This window comes from Sanguibacter sp. 25GB23B1 (assembly GCF_040012415.1).
Taxonomy (GTDB): Bacteria; Actinomycetota; Actinomycetes; order Actinomycetales; family Cellulomonadaceae; genus Sanguibacter.
In genome coordinates this window covers 30,403-45,423 of sequence record NZ_JBDYKL010000030.1, presented here as the reverse complement: position 1 = coordinate 45,423, position 15,021 = coordinate 30,403, and the positions used below count along the sequence as shown (strand labels likewise).

Genomic DNA, 15,021 nt, shown 5'->3' with positions numbered 1-15,021 from the left:
TGCTCGGCGGACGGGTGCGGTGAGGGTGACGGGCTCATGGCGGCCACCCGTCGGTGACGAAGGTCGCGGCAGGAGGCCCGACGACGAGGAGGACCCCCGGCGGCGACGGGATGCGGTCGCCGACCCGGACGAGCCCCCGCCCGCCGACCGTCACGCCCGCGCTCGCGCCCACCGTGCCGACCACGAGCGGGTACGGCACCCCGGTGACGGAGTTGACCATCATGCAGATCGACCCGCTCGTGGCGAGCGGCATCCCTCCGGCGAGGACGACCGGTGGGAGGACGGCGACGATCGTCCCGGAGTCGGGTGCGCCGGCCGCGCCGGGCGTCACGACGACGGTCGCGCCGATGGTCACCGGTGGTCCTGGCACGGGTCTCGCCTCCTCAGGTCGTCGCTGGTCGTCGCTGGTCGTGGTGGTTCAGGGTGTGAACGTCGTCTGTCCCTTGACGGTCACGGACGCGCCCTGGAGGGTCGCACCCGTGCCGCCCTCGACGGACGCCTGGACGGAGCCCTTGAGGGTGGCGGTGGTGCGCGCGCTCGCCGTGAGCGACGACCCGGCGTCGATCGTCACCGAGCCGCCCGCGCGCAGCGTCAGGTCGGCGCTGGCCTCGAGGGTGACGGAGCGGGCGGACTCGAGGCTCACGTCCCCGTCCTGGTCCATCGTCAGCGTCGTGGTGCCGGACTTCACGTGGACCACCCCGCCGCTCGTGCCGCTCTGGTCGAGGCGCAGCTCGGTCTGCCCGGCGGTCGCGGTGACGGTGCCGTCGATGATGCGGACGGTGATCTTCGGGGGCATCTCGATGACGAGCTCGCGGACCGGGTCGGCGTCGGGGTGGTTGCGCAGGGCGGCGAGGACGCTCTTGTCGTCGGCTGCGGCGAGCGGGAGGCGCAGCACCACCTCGTCCGTGGTCGAGGTCGGCGGGCGGTCCGCGTCGTCGTAGAGGCGCGCGATGACGACGGGGCTGTTGACGTCGCCGTGGTCGAACGCGACGAGGACGAGGTCGCCGACGTTGGGGATGCCGACCGTGCCGATGTGCCCGGTGCCCACGGGGACGCGGCGCAGCGCGAGGCCGCTGTTCTTGAGGGTGACGTCGACCCCGTAGTTGTCGTCGTCGTCCGCCGCGGAGTGCGGGTGGACGTCCTCGACGACGCCGAGCTCGGTGGTGCGCACGGCCGCGAGCTCGTGGCGGACGATCGCGGCGATGGTGTCGACGATGGTGCTCACGGTGCGCCTCCCGGGCTGGTCGCTGCAGGGCCGGCTCCGGAGGCCTCGGCAGCGACGGCGGCGGCGGCCGCTCCGACGAGGCTCTGCAGCACGACGTCGGTGACGAAGCCGTCCGTCTTGGTCACGCGGTGCTCGACGCCGCGGACCTGGTACGTGCCGTCGAGGGCGTCGACCCCGGCGGTCTCGGGGAACCTCTCGAGCCGGACGAGGTCGCCCAGCCGTGTCTGCGGCCGGCCCTGGATGCGGACGCGTCCGCGGAGAGCGGCGGCTGCGAGTGCTTCGGCCGCGGCGGTCGCGGCGGTGGCCGCGGCCTGGGCGGTGCGCACGGAGGACCGTTCGAGGAGGAGGGTCGGTGCGGTGGTCCCGGCGCTTCCCTGGTGCTGCGCGAAGCTCTTCGTCAGCCACGCCCACGACTCGTCGCCGCGGGACGCGCCGGGGCTCTCCCCCATGACGACCACCGTCCCGGCGACGGGCCGTGCCCGGTCCAGCTCGGCCTCGAGGACGTGCTCGCCGTACTCGAGGACGTGGACGGTCCGGTTCCCGGCGAGCGCCTCGAACACGAGGTCGCCCTCGGGTGTGAGGTACGTGTCGAAGCCGGCGAGCGCAGCCAGGTCCCGCACGTGGCGGGCGACGTCCCGGCGGCCGTCGACGACGTACGCATGGATGGCGGGACCGTCCTCGGCGCGGGCGACGTCCACGCCGGCCTCGGCCGCGAGCGCCCGGACCACGTCTCCGGTGGTGGTGTCCTCGAAGGTGCGGTCGAGGCGGGTGCGCAGGAGGGCGTCGCCGCGGGAGTGGCCGACGATGCGGACGGTGCGGAGGTCGGGTTGGACGGCGACGACGGTGCCGGTGAGGACGCGGACGGTCCCGGTGTCGTCGTAGGCGTACCCGAGGTCGACGGAGAGGGTGTCGCCGGGCTGCGCACGCAGGCCGCCGACCTGTCCCTGGACGAGGACGACCTCGTCGGCGGGCGTCCCCATGTCGAGCCTCACGACGATCTCGACGATGGTGCTCGCGCGGGGCTCGACGGTGGTGTCGACGACGTGGTCGCCGATGGTCACGCGGTAGGCGGGGCGGAGCATCTCAGTCCTCCTCCATCCAGGCGCGCAGGGCCGGGCCGGTGGCCTGCGGGTCCTGAGGGTCGTCGAGGACGGCGCGGACGTCGTCGAGGAGCTCGGGCGGGGCGGTGTCGGCGGGCGGCAGCGCGGCCGGCATCGGGGCGGTGACGAGGTTGGGTGCGTAGGTCTCGAGGAGCTGCGTGCGGAGCCTGCCGAGCCGCGGGTCGAGGGCGCTGCGGAGCATCGCCCGGGCGAGGCGGGCCCGGTGCTCCTCGCTGAACGCCTCGGTGAACGTGAGGTCCTCGTACGCGCTGACGAGGTACGCCTCTTGCGCCTCGATGCGGGTGCCCTCGTCCTCGGCGAGGGTCATGAGCCGGTCGAAGCGCTCGACGCCCGCCCGCAGGGCCTCCCGCGCGGCGACCCACACGTAGCGCGCGAAGAGCGCACCGGCGTCGGCGCGGTGGCGCTCGGCGGTCTCGAGGAGCTGGTCGGCGGTCGGTGCGCGGCGCTGGGTCGCGGCGGCGAGGCGCAGGTCGGCGAGGATCGGTCCGGCGAGGGTGAGCCGCGTGCAGTGCTCGGTGCTCAGGGCCTCGACGACGGTGCTGCCCTCCGTGTCGCAGAAGGCCACGAGAGTGGTCCCGACGTCGAGGGGAGCGTGGGACCAGGCACCGAGGAACCCGACGGGTCGGCGTCCCGCCGGCCTGCGCTGGACCACGTCGACCGTCACGTCGCTGCCCGGCTCGCCGGCGACCCGGCCCATGAGGACCTCGACGAGCCGGACGGTCACGGTCCCGGTGCGGCGCAGGACGAGCTCCGACTCGGGTGCCCACTCCCCGAGCTCGGCGGCGACGACGAGCACGTGGACGACGGCGCCCGGCTCGAGCACCTCGGAGGTCACGGCGTAGGTGCTCATGCGCGTGCGTCCCTCGCGAGGTTGTTGAGCACGGCGGGGTGACGCACCTCGACGGGTCGCGGCACGGCGGCGGCGGGCGAGGTGGTGTCGGTCGCGGTGATGCGGCTGCTCGGCGCGGTGACGACGGTGATCGCCCCGGTCGCCGGGTTGATGGTCCACTCGCCGCGCTGCTGCCAGTGCTTGCGGACGAGCACGGTGTAGAGCCGCTCGGACGGGTCGTTCGTCGGGGTGGTCACCCCCGTGCGGTTGGTCCAGATGCCGAGGCTCGCGGTGAAGTCGAGGCCCCAGCGGAACCGGCGCAGCGTCGCCGCCGCGACGGCGGGGTGCTGTCCGGGCTCCGAGTCGCTCGGGCTGTCGATGTCCTCGACGATCCAGCGCTCCCCGACCGCCAGGGGGGTCCGTCGGCGGATGCCGCCGACGCCGAACGTCGCGCTGTCGGCCCCGATCCCCACGAACCCGGGAGGGAAGCCGGAGTCGAGGATCGACGGGGCGATGATCGCCGGCGCGGGGTCGCCGGGCAGGAAGACCGGCGCGCCGGCCGTCCCGCCCGTCGCGAGGCCGCGGTTCGACGCGACGACGCTCACGTCGGTGTGGATCACGGGCGCACCCCCCGTGTCGTCCTGGAAGGTCCCGACGATGCCCTCGGGCGCCGTCTCGTTGTTGATCCACCCGGCCTGGTACTGGGCCGCGGACCGACGACCGTTCGCGCCCCCGGTGACGAGGTCGGCCTGGACGAGGAAGTGGACGCCTGCCGTCTCGGGCCGCGTGATGTCGAACGCCGGGTTGCCCGTCGTGACGGCGATCCCGTTCCCCGCGATGGGAGCGACGGTGAAGGTACCGGGCGGCTCGCGGGACGAGTCGAGGAAGAGCGTGACCCGGCCGATGACGACGTTGCGGACGATGCTCGGCTCCCGGTCGACGCCGTGCTCGTAGACGCCCGTGCCGTTCGCGTCGACGAAGGGGCGCACGTGGAAGGTGCCGACGTTGTCCGTGAGCATCGTCGCCGCCAACGGGTTCACCGGGTCCTGGTCGACCGTCGGCGCGAGGGCCGCGTTGAGCGCGACGACCGCCGCGGCGTCGTCTCCGCCGTCGACCGCCGGGACACCGCGGGCGCGCTGGGCCCCCCACAGCACCGGCACGCCCGCGGGACGCACGGCGACGCTCAGCGTGATCGGCGTGGCGGCCACGACCGACCCCTCGAGGAAGGGCAGCGCGGCGTTGACGCTCGGGTTCTCGTCGAAGTCCGCCGGCACGGGCACCACGTTCCCCGGCACGACGTGCGGCAGGACCGGACCGTTCCCGAGCCGCAGAGTGTTCGGCGGCGTCCCCGGGATCGTCATCGTGAGGTTGCTCAGCTCGACGACGGTGAGCTGCACCCGGTCGCCGTCCGGCTCGACCGTCCCGGCAGCGTCGATACCGAGCTGGAGCACCGCGTCCCGCAGCCCGCCGCTCACGGCCGCGCCCTCGACCCAGAACCGGGTCCCGGCGGCCGGGACGGTCGCCGTCGCGAGGCGGACGGGCGTGGCCACCGCCGCCTGCCCGGCGGCCGCGACCTCGTCCGCCGCGGCGAACAGTCGCGTGCGAGCGTCGAGCGGGGTGAGCACGAGCGTCCCGGCGAAGGCAGCGGGCACCACCTGACGCACCGTGAGCATCGCCCGGCCCGCGTGGTTCCCGGCGTCCTGCACCTGGACGAACCGGCCCGGGTCGATCTTGGCCGCCTCCGACAGCGCCGCCGGGTCCACGCCCACCGCCCGGCGGCTCTCGTGGAGGTCGAGGATCAGCTCCACGGCCGTCATCCGGTGCGTCGCGGTCAGCCCCGGCGTCGCGCCGACGGTGAGGGCCAGCGTGAGCGTCACGTCGTCGGGGGCGGCGCTCGCGGCCCGGCCTTCCGCGAAGAGCGTCACCCCGGCGACGAGCTGCGCGTCGGTGAAGACGTTGTCGACACCGTCGAAGGTCAGCTCCGTCCCGCCCGCCACGGCGTCGAAGAAACGCACGAGGTCGCTCGACCGCTCGAACCGGCCCGAGCCGGTGAACGCCTCGCTCACCCGGAGCACGACAGGCCGCCGCGCGGGCGTCGTGTGCGCCTTGCGGACGACGACGAACGCGGGCGCTGTGATGGTCGGCACCACGGACGCGACCGCGCGGTCGACAACGACGATCTCGACCGGGTTCCCGTCGTACCGGAAGCACGTCGCGTTCCCGCGCACCTCCGTGAGGGGCTGGTCCACACGGCGCAGGAGGAACGGTCCGTCGACGAAGACGACGTACACCCCCGGGCCCTTGAACCGTGCGGGGCCCGGCGTCCCGGGCGGGTCGCCCGGCCTCGGGAACGTGAAGCTCCCGTCGTCTCCCGTCCGCCCGCGGACCGGCACGCCGGCGTGGACCTGACCGGTGGTCGCGGGGACCTCCCCGTTGAGGTACTCGCCGTCGGCCGCCATGAGCACGTAGGGGCGGCCCCCGAACGGGTTCCCGTCCTCGAAGCGGATCCGGCCCACCACCTCGACGGTCCCCGGCTCGGCGGGCACTCGGCACCACCGCTGGTCCGGCGGGACAGGGCAGGCGTCGGGCCACGGGACCACGAAACCGTCCACCGTGGTGGCCGTCCCGTCGTCGAGGCACCAGCCCGTCTCCGTCGGCAGGTCCGGGTCGAGACCGAGGGTCACCGGCCGCGGCACCTGGGCCGGCATGACGGACTCCTTGACGAACATGAGCTCTGTGCGCCGGTTCTGTCGCCACGCCGTCTGCCGCGGGTCGACCGTGTCCTGCTCCCCGCAGCCGAGCCAGCGCAGGGGCCCGGAGTCGCAGCCCTGGCCGTCGGCGTTCGGCATGAGCCGCGCCACGGGCAGGTCGAGGGCGTCGTGCGCGAGGTACTCCTCGATGAGCACCGGCCAGGTCGCGTCGCCGACGTCGCCGTCGGGAACGAGCCCGTGGTCGGCCTGGAACTGGCGGACGGCGGCGTCGGTGAGGTCGAGGTCGCCGTCGACGTTGCCGCGGAAGCGGCCCAGGTCCTGGAGGATGTGCTGGTACTCGCGCCGCCCCCACGTGTCCTTGACGGTCGCGATCGTCCCGAACGGCCGGGTGCGGCGCAGCTCGTCCCACTCGGCGACGGACCGCGCCGGGTCGCTCCCGAAGGTCATCATCGCGAACGTCGCCCGCGCGCGACGCTCCGAGAGCGCCTGGTTGTACTGGTCGCCGCCGGTGCGGTCCGTGTGTCCCACGATGAGCAGGCGCTCGTCCGGGTGGGCAGCCGAGTGCTCGATGACCTGCGCGAGCACCTGCCGCTCGCACGGCTCGACGAACGCCTTGTCGAAGTGGAAGGTGATGACGAAGACGGTGCCGACCTTCGCCCCGCGTCGCAGGACGATCGTCACCGACGCCGTCGCGCCCTCGACGACACGCACCTCGGCGGAGCCGGTGAGCACCTCGTGCTGACGGGTCGGGTTGCGGGCGTCGTCGACCAGCGCCTCAGCCGTGTACTGCCCCGGCGGGAAGGGGTCCTCGAACCACGTGTCGGGCCGCACGCGCGTCACGAGGACGCGGTCGAGCAGCGTCCCGTCGTCCTGCGTGCCACGCACGCTCACGCGCACCCGGTCCATGTCGAAACCGGGATCCCCCTCGACGACGACGGTCACCGCCAGCTTCCCGTCCGTCACGGTGGGCGGGGGCGGCGGCGGGATGATGACATCCTCGGTGTCCACCGGAGCGGCCTCGGTGAGCTCACGAAGGGTGAGCAGGTACTCGAACGCGCTGGGTCGCCCGGCCACCTCGCGGACGTCCATCCGCTCGACGAGGACCTTCTCGACGAGGGTCGCGGTCGAGATGTCCGAGACGAAGTCGACCGGCTCGCCCGCATGGAACGTCTCACGCACCTTCTCCAGGGACTCCCTCGTCTCCGGCGCTGTGAGCACACCCGTGAGCGTCAGGCGCGCGCCCCGGCGGCCGAGGTCCTGGAGGAAGTCGCCCTCGAGCGCGGGGACCCGGTGGCGCACGACAGCCTGGTCCTCGTCGGTCTCGACGAGCTGCACCTGCTCCAGCTCGAGGTCGCCCAGCGCGGGACGGACCATCTCCCCTCCCTCCCTCTTCTCGGTCGGCTCTGTCAGGGCTTGAGGGAGACGAGGTGGACGCTGATCGCGTCGATGAGGGCGATGAGCTCGGCCTTCACCGCGTCGACGGACGGCAGCCCCGTGACGACGGACGCGACGTCGGCGATGGAGTCGATCGACGCCGCCTCGTCGGGCAGGATCTTCTTCGCCGCGTCCAGGAACGTCGGGATCATCGCCGTGAACTCCGCGACCTCGCCGAGACCGGGGATCGCCCCGACGTCGAGGTTGTTCAGCTCCGTCTTGAGCTTGGCGAGGAGGTCGGTGAGCAGGTCGATGAGCTCGGTGACCTGCGGCACGAGCGCCGCGATCGCCTGGATCGCCGGACGGATGGTGGCGACGTTGTCGTCGAGGAAGGTCTTGAACTCCGCGAGGACGGTCTTGAGCTGTTCGAAGAGGTTCGGCTCGGCCATGGTGGGTGTGCTCCTTCGATAGTGCGCGTGTCCGGACGGGCACGCGGTGTCAGGTGTCGATCGCCTCCCGCAGGGTCTGCAGGCGTGTGAGGAGGTCGCTCAGCGGGGTGACGAAACGGTCGAGGCCGCTCGCGAACGGGAGGGCGACGTCGAGGCCGTCGAGCAGCCCGTCGAGGAGGTCGCCCGCATCGCCGAGGATGTCTGCGTCGAGGGCACCCGCAGGCTCCGGCTCGACGGGCTCGATGTGCTCGCGGAGCGTGAGGACGTAGGCGTAGCGGTCGGTCTGCCCGGCGAGCTCGCGCACCTGGAGGTCGTCGAGGAGCACCTGCTCGATGCGCGTCCCGGTCGTGATGTCCGCGACGAGCTCGACCGGCTGCCCGGTCCGCAGGTCCTTCTTGAGCCGGGCGACGACGTCGAGCGCGGCCGGTCCGGTCGCGACGCCGCGGATGGTCACGCCCGTCGGGGCGCGGCCGAGGTTCTGCAGCATCGACCCGTCCTTGCCCGGGGCCTTGTGCTCGGCGACGGCGCGCAGGTCACGGGTGGTGAGGTCCTGGACCTGCGGCAGCTCCTGGCCGGCGAGGACGGGGCGCACGTCACACCTCGATCCCGTGCCGCCGGGCGGCATCGTCGAGGACGCGCTCGAGCAACCGCTCGAGGACCGGCGCAGACACCGCGGGCACCGCGCCGCCTGCTCCGCCGATGCCGGAGGAGTCCCACACGGTGGGCTGGGGCGTGGTCCCGAGCGTCCCCGCGAGCGCGGACGGTGCGGCTCCCGTGGTGGAGCCGTCGTGCGGGGTGTCGTCGAGGCCCGCTCCGCCGAGGGCGACGAGGCGTCCTGGGCGGTCGGGCAGCTCTCCCGGGCCCTGGCGAGACGCAGGCACGGAGCGGTCGTGGGTGCCTGCCCAGGGGGGAGAGCCTCGGTCCGGCGCACGGAGGACCGCGTCCGTGCCCTCGCCGGTGTCGCCTCCGGAGCGACCGGGCCGGCGAGGGCGGCCGTCGCCGGCCTGGGAGGCGGGGCTCCCCCGCCCGCGGCGGGCGTCCGTGCTCCCCGCCGGGCCTCCTGCGCCGTCGCGCCCCGCGCGCGGTGCCGTGGCGTCGGCTCCCTCCGTCGCCGGGCGGTCCCGACGTCTGCGACGCCTGCCCGACGCTGGCGGCAGCCCGAGGACGGGCGAGGCGCTCTCGGTCCTGCGCGTCGAGCCCGGGTCGGTCGAGCCGCGGTCCGTCGAGCCCGGCGGACCGCCCTGCTGGCGGTCCGCGACACCGGCGTCCTGCAGACGACCTGTCAGCCGGTCGAGCACGGTGCGGAGCGCGCTGGCGGTCCGTGGATCTCCGGTGACGCGGCGCACCCGGCTCGTCGTGAGTCCCGAGAGGTCGGCGGCGCCGAGCGTGCGCGCGACGCGACCGGCGGTCTGCGCGGCGAGATCGTCACCGCAGCTCTCCGCGGGGAGCGGGGACCGTGGCCGTGAGGGTGCCGAGGTGCCGTCGGGGGCCGTCTGCGTGCGCGGTGCGCGCACGGACGGTGCGCCCGCAGGCGCTGCAGGGAGCGAGGACGGGGCCTGCCTGGCGAGCGAGCGGAGCACGGTCCCCACCGCGCCGTCCGCAGGTCCGCCACGCGGGGGCCTGGGCGGGTGCGGGACCGGTCGTGGCCCCCCGGGCCGGGCCGGGCCGCGCGGCCTGCCGGCCGTCGACGGAGCAGTCTTGGAGGCGTCCTCGTCCGCTCGCCGAGGCGCGGGCCGCGTCTCGCGCCGGGTGTCCGGGCCAGCAGGGGCGCGCGGCGGGTCCTGCTCCGGGACCGGCGGCACGGGCGTCGCCGGTGCGCGGGACCGGTCGGTGCACTCGTAGAGCGTGTCCCCGAGGAGCGGTCGGGTGACGAGCGCAGGCGGTCGCGGCGTCCGGGCGCACAGCGCGACGCCAGCGTCGACGGCCCGGAGCGGTTCGACGGCCCGGCGCACGCTGCGGCACCACAGCGCGGGTCCGCCAGCCGCGTCGAGCAGCCCGGCCGGCCCGGACCGCCCCGGCAGCGCCGAGGCTCGAACCCGCGCCGTCGGCACCGGTGCCGCGCTCATGCGACCTCAGCCGCCCTTCCGGACATCTCGAGATACATGAGGATCTGCCCGATCGTCATGCCCGCGACGTCCTCGGCGGTCCAGCCGAACTCGTCGGCGAGCACGAAGCACGCCTTGGCGAGCGGTGCCTGGACGAGCTCGCCGAGGCGGTCGCGCGGGGTGTCGATGCCGCTCAGCTCGTTGATGGTGTCGACGAGGAAGCGGGCCAGGCCGGCTGGGAGACGCCCCGCCTGGTCGACCGTGAGCACCGGCTCGACGAGGGCTCGCGTGATCATGAGGCCCGCCGCGAGCTCCCGGTCGTCCTTCGCGGCGTGCGCGACGAGCTGGACGTCGCGCACGGTGAGCGGCCGCACCGTCACCGTGCCCGACGGTGCACCGGGCGGCCCTCCCGGGGGCAGCGTCACCTCGTGGGTGAGCGCGCTCCCGGCGAGCAGGTCCTCCGCTGTGAGTGCCATGTCCGGTCCTCTCCCGTCTCCTCGGTCCGCCCGTGCAGTGGTCTGCGGCGCGCTGTCACTCGGCCGCGAACTCGACGGTCGGCACCTCGATGACGGCGACCGACAGCGCCCGGAAGCACAGGCTCTCGAGGACGAAGTCGTCCTCGGGGAGCGTGAACCGCCAGTTCTCGAACTTCACGCCGCGGACGTCGAGGAAGATCGGGTCCTCAGGACGCGCCGGGTCGCTGAGGAGCAGCGTGATGGTGAAGGACGGCTGGACGTAGGGCTCGGCGATCGCTGTCGCCGCGGCCCCGCGCCCGAGGAGGAGGGTGACGAGTGCGCCGTTGATGTAGGCGCGCGCCACCGTCCCGGAGATCGCGATGTCCCCCGGGCTCAGGGACACGGGGTGGCGCCTGCCCACCTCGTAGAACTCCTTGAGCGCGGTGTCGACCGTGACGGTCACGCCGGTGAGACGGCCGATCGCCTCGATCGCGTACGTGTCGATGACGTTCTTCGCGTCAGCGCCCTCGGGGGTGTCCTCGCTCGCGAGCGAGAGGGTGCCGTGCGCGCCGGTGAAGACTTCGGTGAGTGCCATGAGGGGTCCTTTTCCGCATCACTCGAGGAACATCGTCACGACGATGAAGTCGATGCTGAAGGTCGGTCGGAGGTAGATCTCGACCCGGGCGATGCCACGGATCTCGTCGTCTCGCGTCGCGGTGACGGCGAGCCGGTAGCCGTCCTTCGGCGCGAGCATCTCGTCGAGCACCATGCCGTAGAGGACGTTGTTGATCGACGCGCGGAGGCGTCCGCGGACGCGCTCGTTGTTGAGCGAGCCGATGTACGGGGTGGCCGCGCTGCGGACGCCCATCTTGGCGTAGTCGACGATGCGCCGGGTGGTGATCTGCTGCCAGGCGGTGTTCGTCGACGTCGTGATGCCACGGACGAGCCGGAAGCCCTGGCGCCGCTCGACCGGGAGCACCCTGCTGAGCAGGAGCTGCTTGAGCTCCGCGCTCGACAGCGTGTGCTCGAGGTCTTCGACGGCGAGCACCGAGTTCGTCAGGCTCACGTGGGGCGGCCGGGCGGAGAGCAGCCCGGCGACCGCCGCAGCGGTGTAGGTGCCCGGCAGTGTCACCTTCGCGACCGGGCTGACGGACCTGTCGTCCACCGTGATCCCGGGACCGACGAGGACCACACGGTCGCTGTTGATCGTGTGCGCCGAGGTGTCCTGGACGAACTGTGCGCGGTCGCTCTCGGCGGCCGTGCCGACGACGGCGATCCGCTCGCGCTTCGTGTCGTCGCCCGAGGCGTTCTGGCAGTGCAGCGCGAGGTCGTCGCCGAACGACGTGTCCTGACCGGCGCCGACGATGATGTGGGCGTCCACCTCGAGCAGCGCGTCCAGGCCCACCTGGTAGTCCGCGCCCGACGCGCCGTTCGTCCCGCCCGCCAGCGGGGTGGGCGGGAGGATGTTCGGCACCTCGCCCGGGTTCGCGAGAGGCGCGGCCCGGACGAGCGCCGAGGACGCCTCGAGGTCGGCGACGAGGTCGTCGCCCGACACCACCGAGTAGACCTCCTCGGTGGCGACGCCGAGCTTGACGGTCACCTTGACGGCAGAGGCCTTGTCGACCGTGTAGGTCGCGACGACCGTGGCACCGGCCGGGGGCTCGGTCCCGAACGTCAGCGTGCCGTCCGACAGCGTGAGCCGGACCTGTGTCGGGGCCGGGGCGGGATCGGCTGCCTCCCCGTAGACGATGGGCACGACCGTGTCCGCACCCCCGCCCGCCGGACGCACGACGATGCGGTTGACAGCGCTGGGGAGGACCGGGGAGTGCGCGAGGGCCCAGGGCGCCGCTGCCAGCTCCTCGGCGCGGACGAGCGCGTTCGCCTCGCCGGCGGACACCGCGACGGTGAGCTCGTTCCCCCACGTCCCCGGCGTCAGCGCCTCGACGCGGACGTTCGGGCCTGTCGCCGAGTCGAGGTCGAGCCCCGCGAGCACGGGTGCTGCTCCCCCGCTGGTGGCGACGCGCACCGCCCACACGGTTCGCGCCCCGAAGCGGTACGCGAGCTCGAGCGCCCTCGTGAGCGTGAGCTTGTCCGGGTCGTTCGGGTTCTCTGCGTCGAAGGGGTCGTAGGGGCCGAAGCGCGCGAGCGCGTCGCTGTAGCTCCCGAGGAGCTGCGGGACCCCGACGGGCCCTTTGGCGGCGGTGCCGACGACTCCGAGATTTCCGACGCTGATCGCGCCGGGCACGATGAGCCCCTCGGGGCGCACCTCGATGAACACACCGGGCAGGACTAGCTCGGTCATGGCTTCCTCTCCTTCGTTCCGTCGTCAGCGGCCGGTCGTCACGGACGGACGTGCAGGTAGACGACGGCGGTCTGGTCGAGGCCCGTGGCGGGACCCGGCGGTGGGGTGTAGCTGATCTCGAGCCGGTCGCCGCCCGTGGGGAGGACGATCGGTGCGTCGAGGAGACGCTCGTGCCCGGCGTAGCTGTCGGGCACCGCGTCGACGTCCCAGTCGCCCAGGCTCGGCCCGGGCGTGGGAGCTCCGAGCGCCGCGAGCGCGGCGGACGGTGCGAGCGTGACGCTCGCTTCGGTGTGGGTGGGTGTGGTCCCGCCGACTGCGGCGAGGAACGCGTCGAGGTCGGCGAGCGGCGCTGGCGCTCCGCCGGTCGTCCGGAGGATCTGGATCGAGCCGCCCGGCACGGTGCCCGGCACCCAGGCGAGAGCTCCGATCGCGGTGACGGCGGTCGGACCCCGGACGACGAGCGGGGGTGCCGCCTCGTCGTCCCAGCGCACGAGCGGGCCGGTGACGACCTCGGTCTCGTCGAGCGACGCGCCCGGGCCGCTCGGCAGCGCGCCGGTCGTGACCGGGATCGTCGTGAGGAGGCTCGCGGCGTCGTCCGCGTCGGCGTAGCGGTACTCGTAGACGACGTCGAAGCTCGTCGCCTTGCGCCAGGCCGGGAGCACCTGGACGTGCTCGGCGAGCGTGGTGCCGGTGGCAGCGAGCTTGAGGAAGCCCGCGCTGCGGAGGTCCTGGGTGTCGTCGAGGAGCGTCGAGTGGAGCGTGAGCATGGCGGCGTCGACGTCGGGCGACGTCGCGGCCCACACCTGGAAGCGGACGCGCGCGTCGAGCCGCCCGCCCCGGATGGTGCGGGCGCCGGCGGCAGCGGTCGGTTCCGAGCCGACGAGGTCGCCCAGCCCGACAGGTCGGCGCACCACCTGCTCGAGCGTGACGTTCGGGACGGGAACCGTCGCGGCGGCCGCCGGCAGCCGCGCACCGAGCTCGGCGAGCATGCTCGAGACGACGTCCGCGAGCGCGGGCGAGCTCATCGTCCCGCTCCCGCCCGGGGCTGCGACCACTCCGAGGCCCGGCGCGGCGAGCCGGTGCCCGACGAAGCGCGAGATGTCTCCGGGCCGCTGCCAGGCGCTGCGCACACCGGTCTGGAGATCGGTGACGAACCCGTGCCAGGCCGCGGCGGGCGGCGGCACCTCGTCGTCCTCGAGCAGCGCCCGGACGAGGAAGGACCGCGCGACGACAGGTCTGGTGCCTGCCTCGCTCTGCGGCTGCTGCGACATGCCACGTCCGCTCCCCTGCGTTCCCCTGCGTGGTTCCCCTGCGTGCGTCGTCGACAGCGCGCCGGGTCGACGACGTCTCGTGGGTACTGTGCGCCGGCACGGTCTCCGCTGCGCCTCGCGGACGTCTTCGCCGCGTCTTCGGCGTGTGCCGTCAGTCGGCGCGCGGGTCGGTGCCCGCGCCCAGGCTCTCGCTGATCGTCTCGAGCGACGAGCGCAGCGCCCTGATCTCGGTGCGGAGCGCGGCGATGAGGTCCACCTGCACGGAGCCCGGGACGTGCGGTGCGGGCCTCGTCGTCGGGACGTCGCGAGCACCGGTCTCGTCGTACCGGGCCTCGACGCGCAACCGGTCGGCGAGGATCGCGGCACCGAGCTCCTCGGTGAGCGCGTCGGGCCGGATCCCGAGCTGCTGGGCGAGGACGGTCCGGCACTCGGCGAGCTGGCGCAGAGCCCGGGTCCGGTCACCGAGGTTCACGTAGAGCCGCATGAGGCGCCGGTGGCTGCGCTCGTGCGCCGGCTCGATCTCGAGGAGCCGCTGCGCCCACCCGATCGCCGACTCGAGCGCGCCCTGTCGCTCGGCCTCGCGGCTGAGGCGGTCGAGGAGCGTCAGGCAGCGGTCCTCGAGGCGGGCGCGCGGGGCGAGGCACCACTCGTCGTAGCACCCGGCGTGGAGCGGGCCACGGTAGAGGTCGGCGGCCGCGGCGAGGCGGACGAGCTCGGCCTCGTCGAGCGGGGCGGGTTCCTGGGCGCGGCGCACTGCCTGGCTGAAGACGGCGGCGTCGACCCACAGGGACCGGCCAGGGTTGATGCCGACGGTCTCACCGTCGCTGACGACGAGTCGGTCGTCGCCAGTGAGCCCGTCGTCGGTGGCGCGGTGGATCTGCCACAGCGCCTGCCGGATGGACTTGCGTGACTGCTCGCCGCCCGCGTCGGGCCACAGCGTCTCGGCCGCAGCCTCCCGCAGGACCCTGCGACCGGGGGCGAGGAGGACGAGCGCCAAGAGGTCCGCGGCCTTGTGCAGGACGGGGGCGCGCAGGGGCTGGTGATCCTCCGACGCGGTGAACGCGCCGAGGAGCATGACCTGGAGCTCGCTCTGGGCAGTCACACCAACCCACCATCGTCGTCCGCCGGGCACCGGCTCCCGAACCCGCTGCTGTGGTGCTCGCGGGGCCGCACTGCCCTCGGTGCACCGATCTCGCGCACCTTCAGCGTGCGCGCCCGCCCCGCCGTGGTCAATATGTC

The 15,021-nt window shown here is 73.9% G+C and carries 13 protein-coding genes; all 13 read right to left on the bottom strand.

Going from position 1 to position 15,021, the window contains the following annotated elements; genetic code table 11:
• Positions 1 to 34: 34 nt before the first annotated feature.
• The 13 genes from ABKW26_RS15380 to ABKW26_RS15320 all read right to left on the bottom strand — a co-directional run bounded on the left by ABKW26_RS15380 (position 35) and on the right by ABKW26_RS15320 (position 14,884).
• On the bottom strand, positions 35 to 370 hold the full coding sequence (locus ABKW26_RS15380; protein WP_348594731.1) for a hypothetical protein: 336 nt from the start codon (positions 368 to 370) through the stop codon (positions 35 to 37).
• A gap of 48 nt (positions 371 to 418) precedes the next feature.
• Positions 419 to 1,225, bottom strand: coding sequence for a phage baseplate assembly protein V (locus tag ABKW26_RS15375; protein WP_348594730.1), 807 nt, complete (start codon positions 1,223 to 1,225; stop codon positions 419 to 421).
• The gene (locus ABKW26_RS15370; protein ID WP_348594728.1) at positions 1,222 to 2,307 is read right to left on the bottom strand and encodes a hypothetical protein; all 1,086 of its coding nucleotides are present in this window, start codon (positions 2,305 to 2,307) and stop codon (positions 1,222 to 1,224) included. The genes ABKW26_RS15375 and ABKW26_RS15370 overlap by 4 nt, the downstream gene beginning before the upstream one ends.
• Position 2,308: 1 nt before the next feature.
• The gene (locus ABKW26_RS15365) at positions 2,309 to 3,196 is read right to left on the bottom strand and encodes a hypothetical protein (protein WP_348594727.1); all 888 of its coding nucleotides are present in this window, start codon (positions 3,194 to 3,196) and stop codon (positions 2,309 to 2,311) included.
• Positions 3,193 to 7,260 (bottom strand): peptidoglycan-binding protein, encoded by a 4,068-nt coding sequence (locus ABKW26_RS15360; RefSeq protein ID WP_348594725.1) that lies wholly within the window; start codon positions 7,258 to 7,260, stop codon positions 3,193 to 3,195. The genes ABKW26_RS15365 and ABKW26_RS15360 overlap by 4 nt, the downstream gene beginning before the upstream one ends.
• 32 nt (positions 7,261 to 7,292) lie before the next feature.
• The gene (locus tag ABKW26_RS15355; protein WP_348594723.1) at positions 7,293 to 7,709 is read right to left on the bottom strand and encodes a hypothetical protein; all 417 of its coding nucleotides are present in this window, start codon (positions 7,707 to 7,709) and stop codon (positions 7,293 to 7,295) included.
• A gap of 49 nt (positions 7,710 to 7,758) precedes the next feature.
• Positions 7,759 to 8,301: a DNA circularization N-terminal domain-containing protein gene (locus ABKW26_RS15350; protein ID WP_348594722.1), complete on the bottom strand. Its 543-nt coding sequence runs from the start codon at positions 8,299 to 8,301 to the stop codon at positions 7,759 to 7,761.
• Between the two features lies 1 nt (position 8,302).
• The gene (locus ABKW26_RS15345; protein WP_348594720.1) at positions 8,303 to 9,775 is read right to left on the bottom strand and encodes a hypothetical protein; all 1,473 of its coding nucleotides are present in this window, start codon (positions 9,773 to 9,775) and stop codon (positions 8,303 to 8,305) included.
• Positions 9,772 to 10,230 (bottom strand): hypothetical protein, encoded by a 459-nt coding sequence (locus ABKW26_RS15340; RefSeq protein WP_348594718.1) that lies wholly within the window; start codon positions 10,228 to 10,230, stop codon positions 9,772 to 9,774. Before ABKW26_RS15340 ends, ABKW26_RS15345 begins: the two co-directional genes overlap by 4 nt.
• Positions 10,231 to 10,285: 55 nt before the next feature.
• Positions 10,286 to 10,804 (bottom strand): hypothetical protein, encoded by a 519-nt coding sequence (locus tag ABKW26_RS15335; RefSeq protein WP_348594717.1) that lies wholly within the window; start codon positions 10,802 to 10,804, stop codon positions 10,286 to 10,288.
• Between the two features lie 18 nt (positions 10,805 to 10,822).
• Positions 10,823 to 12,511 carry a phage tail sheath subtilisin-like domain-containing protein gene (locus ABKW26_RS15330; RefSeq protein ID WP_348594715.1) on the bottom strand — a complete coding sequence of 563 codons (1,689 nt, stop codon included), beginning with the start codon at positions 12,509 to 12,511 and terminating at the stop codon, positions 10,823 to 10,825.
• Between the two features lie 38 nt (positions 12,512 to 12,549).
• A complete protein-coding gene (locus ABKW26_RS15325) occupies positions 12,550 to 13,782 on the bottom strand; it encodes a hypothetical protein (RefSeq protein ID WP_348594713.1) in 1,233 nt (410 codons plus the stop codon).
• Between the two features lie 151 nt (positions 13,783 to 13,933).
• Positions 13,934 to 14,884 (bottom strand): BTAD domain-containing putative transcriptional regulator, encoded by a 951-nt coding sequence (locus tag ABKW26_RS15320; protein ID WP_348594712.1) that lies wholly within the window; start codon positions 14,882 to 14,884, stop codon positions 13,934 to 13,936.
• Positions 14,885 to 15,021 lie beyond the last annotated feature (137 nt).

Excerpts from the sequence above, each read along its gene's own strand:
- ABKW26_RS15330 (WP_348594715.1), bottom strand. The coding sequence starts at position 12,511 with ATGACCGAGCTAGTCCTGCCCGGTGTGTTCATCGAGGTGCGCCCCGAG.
- ABKW26_RS15340 (WP_348594718.1), bottom strand. The coding sequence starts at position 10,230 with ATGGCACTCACAGCGGAGGACCTGCTCGCCGGGAGCGCGCTCACCCAC.
- ABKW26_RS15345 (WP_348594720.1), bottom strand. The coding sequence starts at position 9,775 with ATGAGCGCGGCACCGGTGCCGACGGCGCGGGTTCGAGCCTCGGCGCTG.
- ABKW26_RS15365 (WP_348594727.1), bottom strand. The coding sequence starts at position 3,196 with ATGAGCACCTACGCCGTGACCTCCGAGGTGCTCGAGCCGGGCGCCGTC.
- ABKW26_RS15360 (WP_348594725.1), bottom strand. The coding sequence starts at position 7,260 with ATGGTCCGTCCCGCGCTGGGCGACCTCGAGCTGGAGCAGGTGCAGCTC.
- ABKW26_RS15355 (WP_348594723.1), bottom strand. The coding sequence starts at position 7,709 with ATGGCCGAGCCGAACCTCTTCGAACAGCTCAAGACCGTCCTCGCGGAG.
- ABKW26_RS15325 (WP_348594713.1), bottom strand. The coding sequence starts at position 13,782 with ATGTCGCAGCAGCCGCAGAGCGAGGCAGGCACCAGACCTGTCGTCGCG.
- ABKW26_RS15370 (WP_348594728.1), bottom strand. The coding sequence starts at position 2,307 with ATGCTCCGCCCCGCCTACCGCGTGACCATCGGCGACCACGTCGTCGAC.
- ABKW26_RS15335 (WP_348594717.1), bottom strand. The coding sequence starts at position 10,804 with ATGGCACTCACCGAAGTCTTCACCGGCGCGCACGGCACCCTCTCGCTC.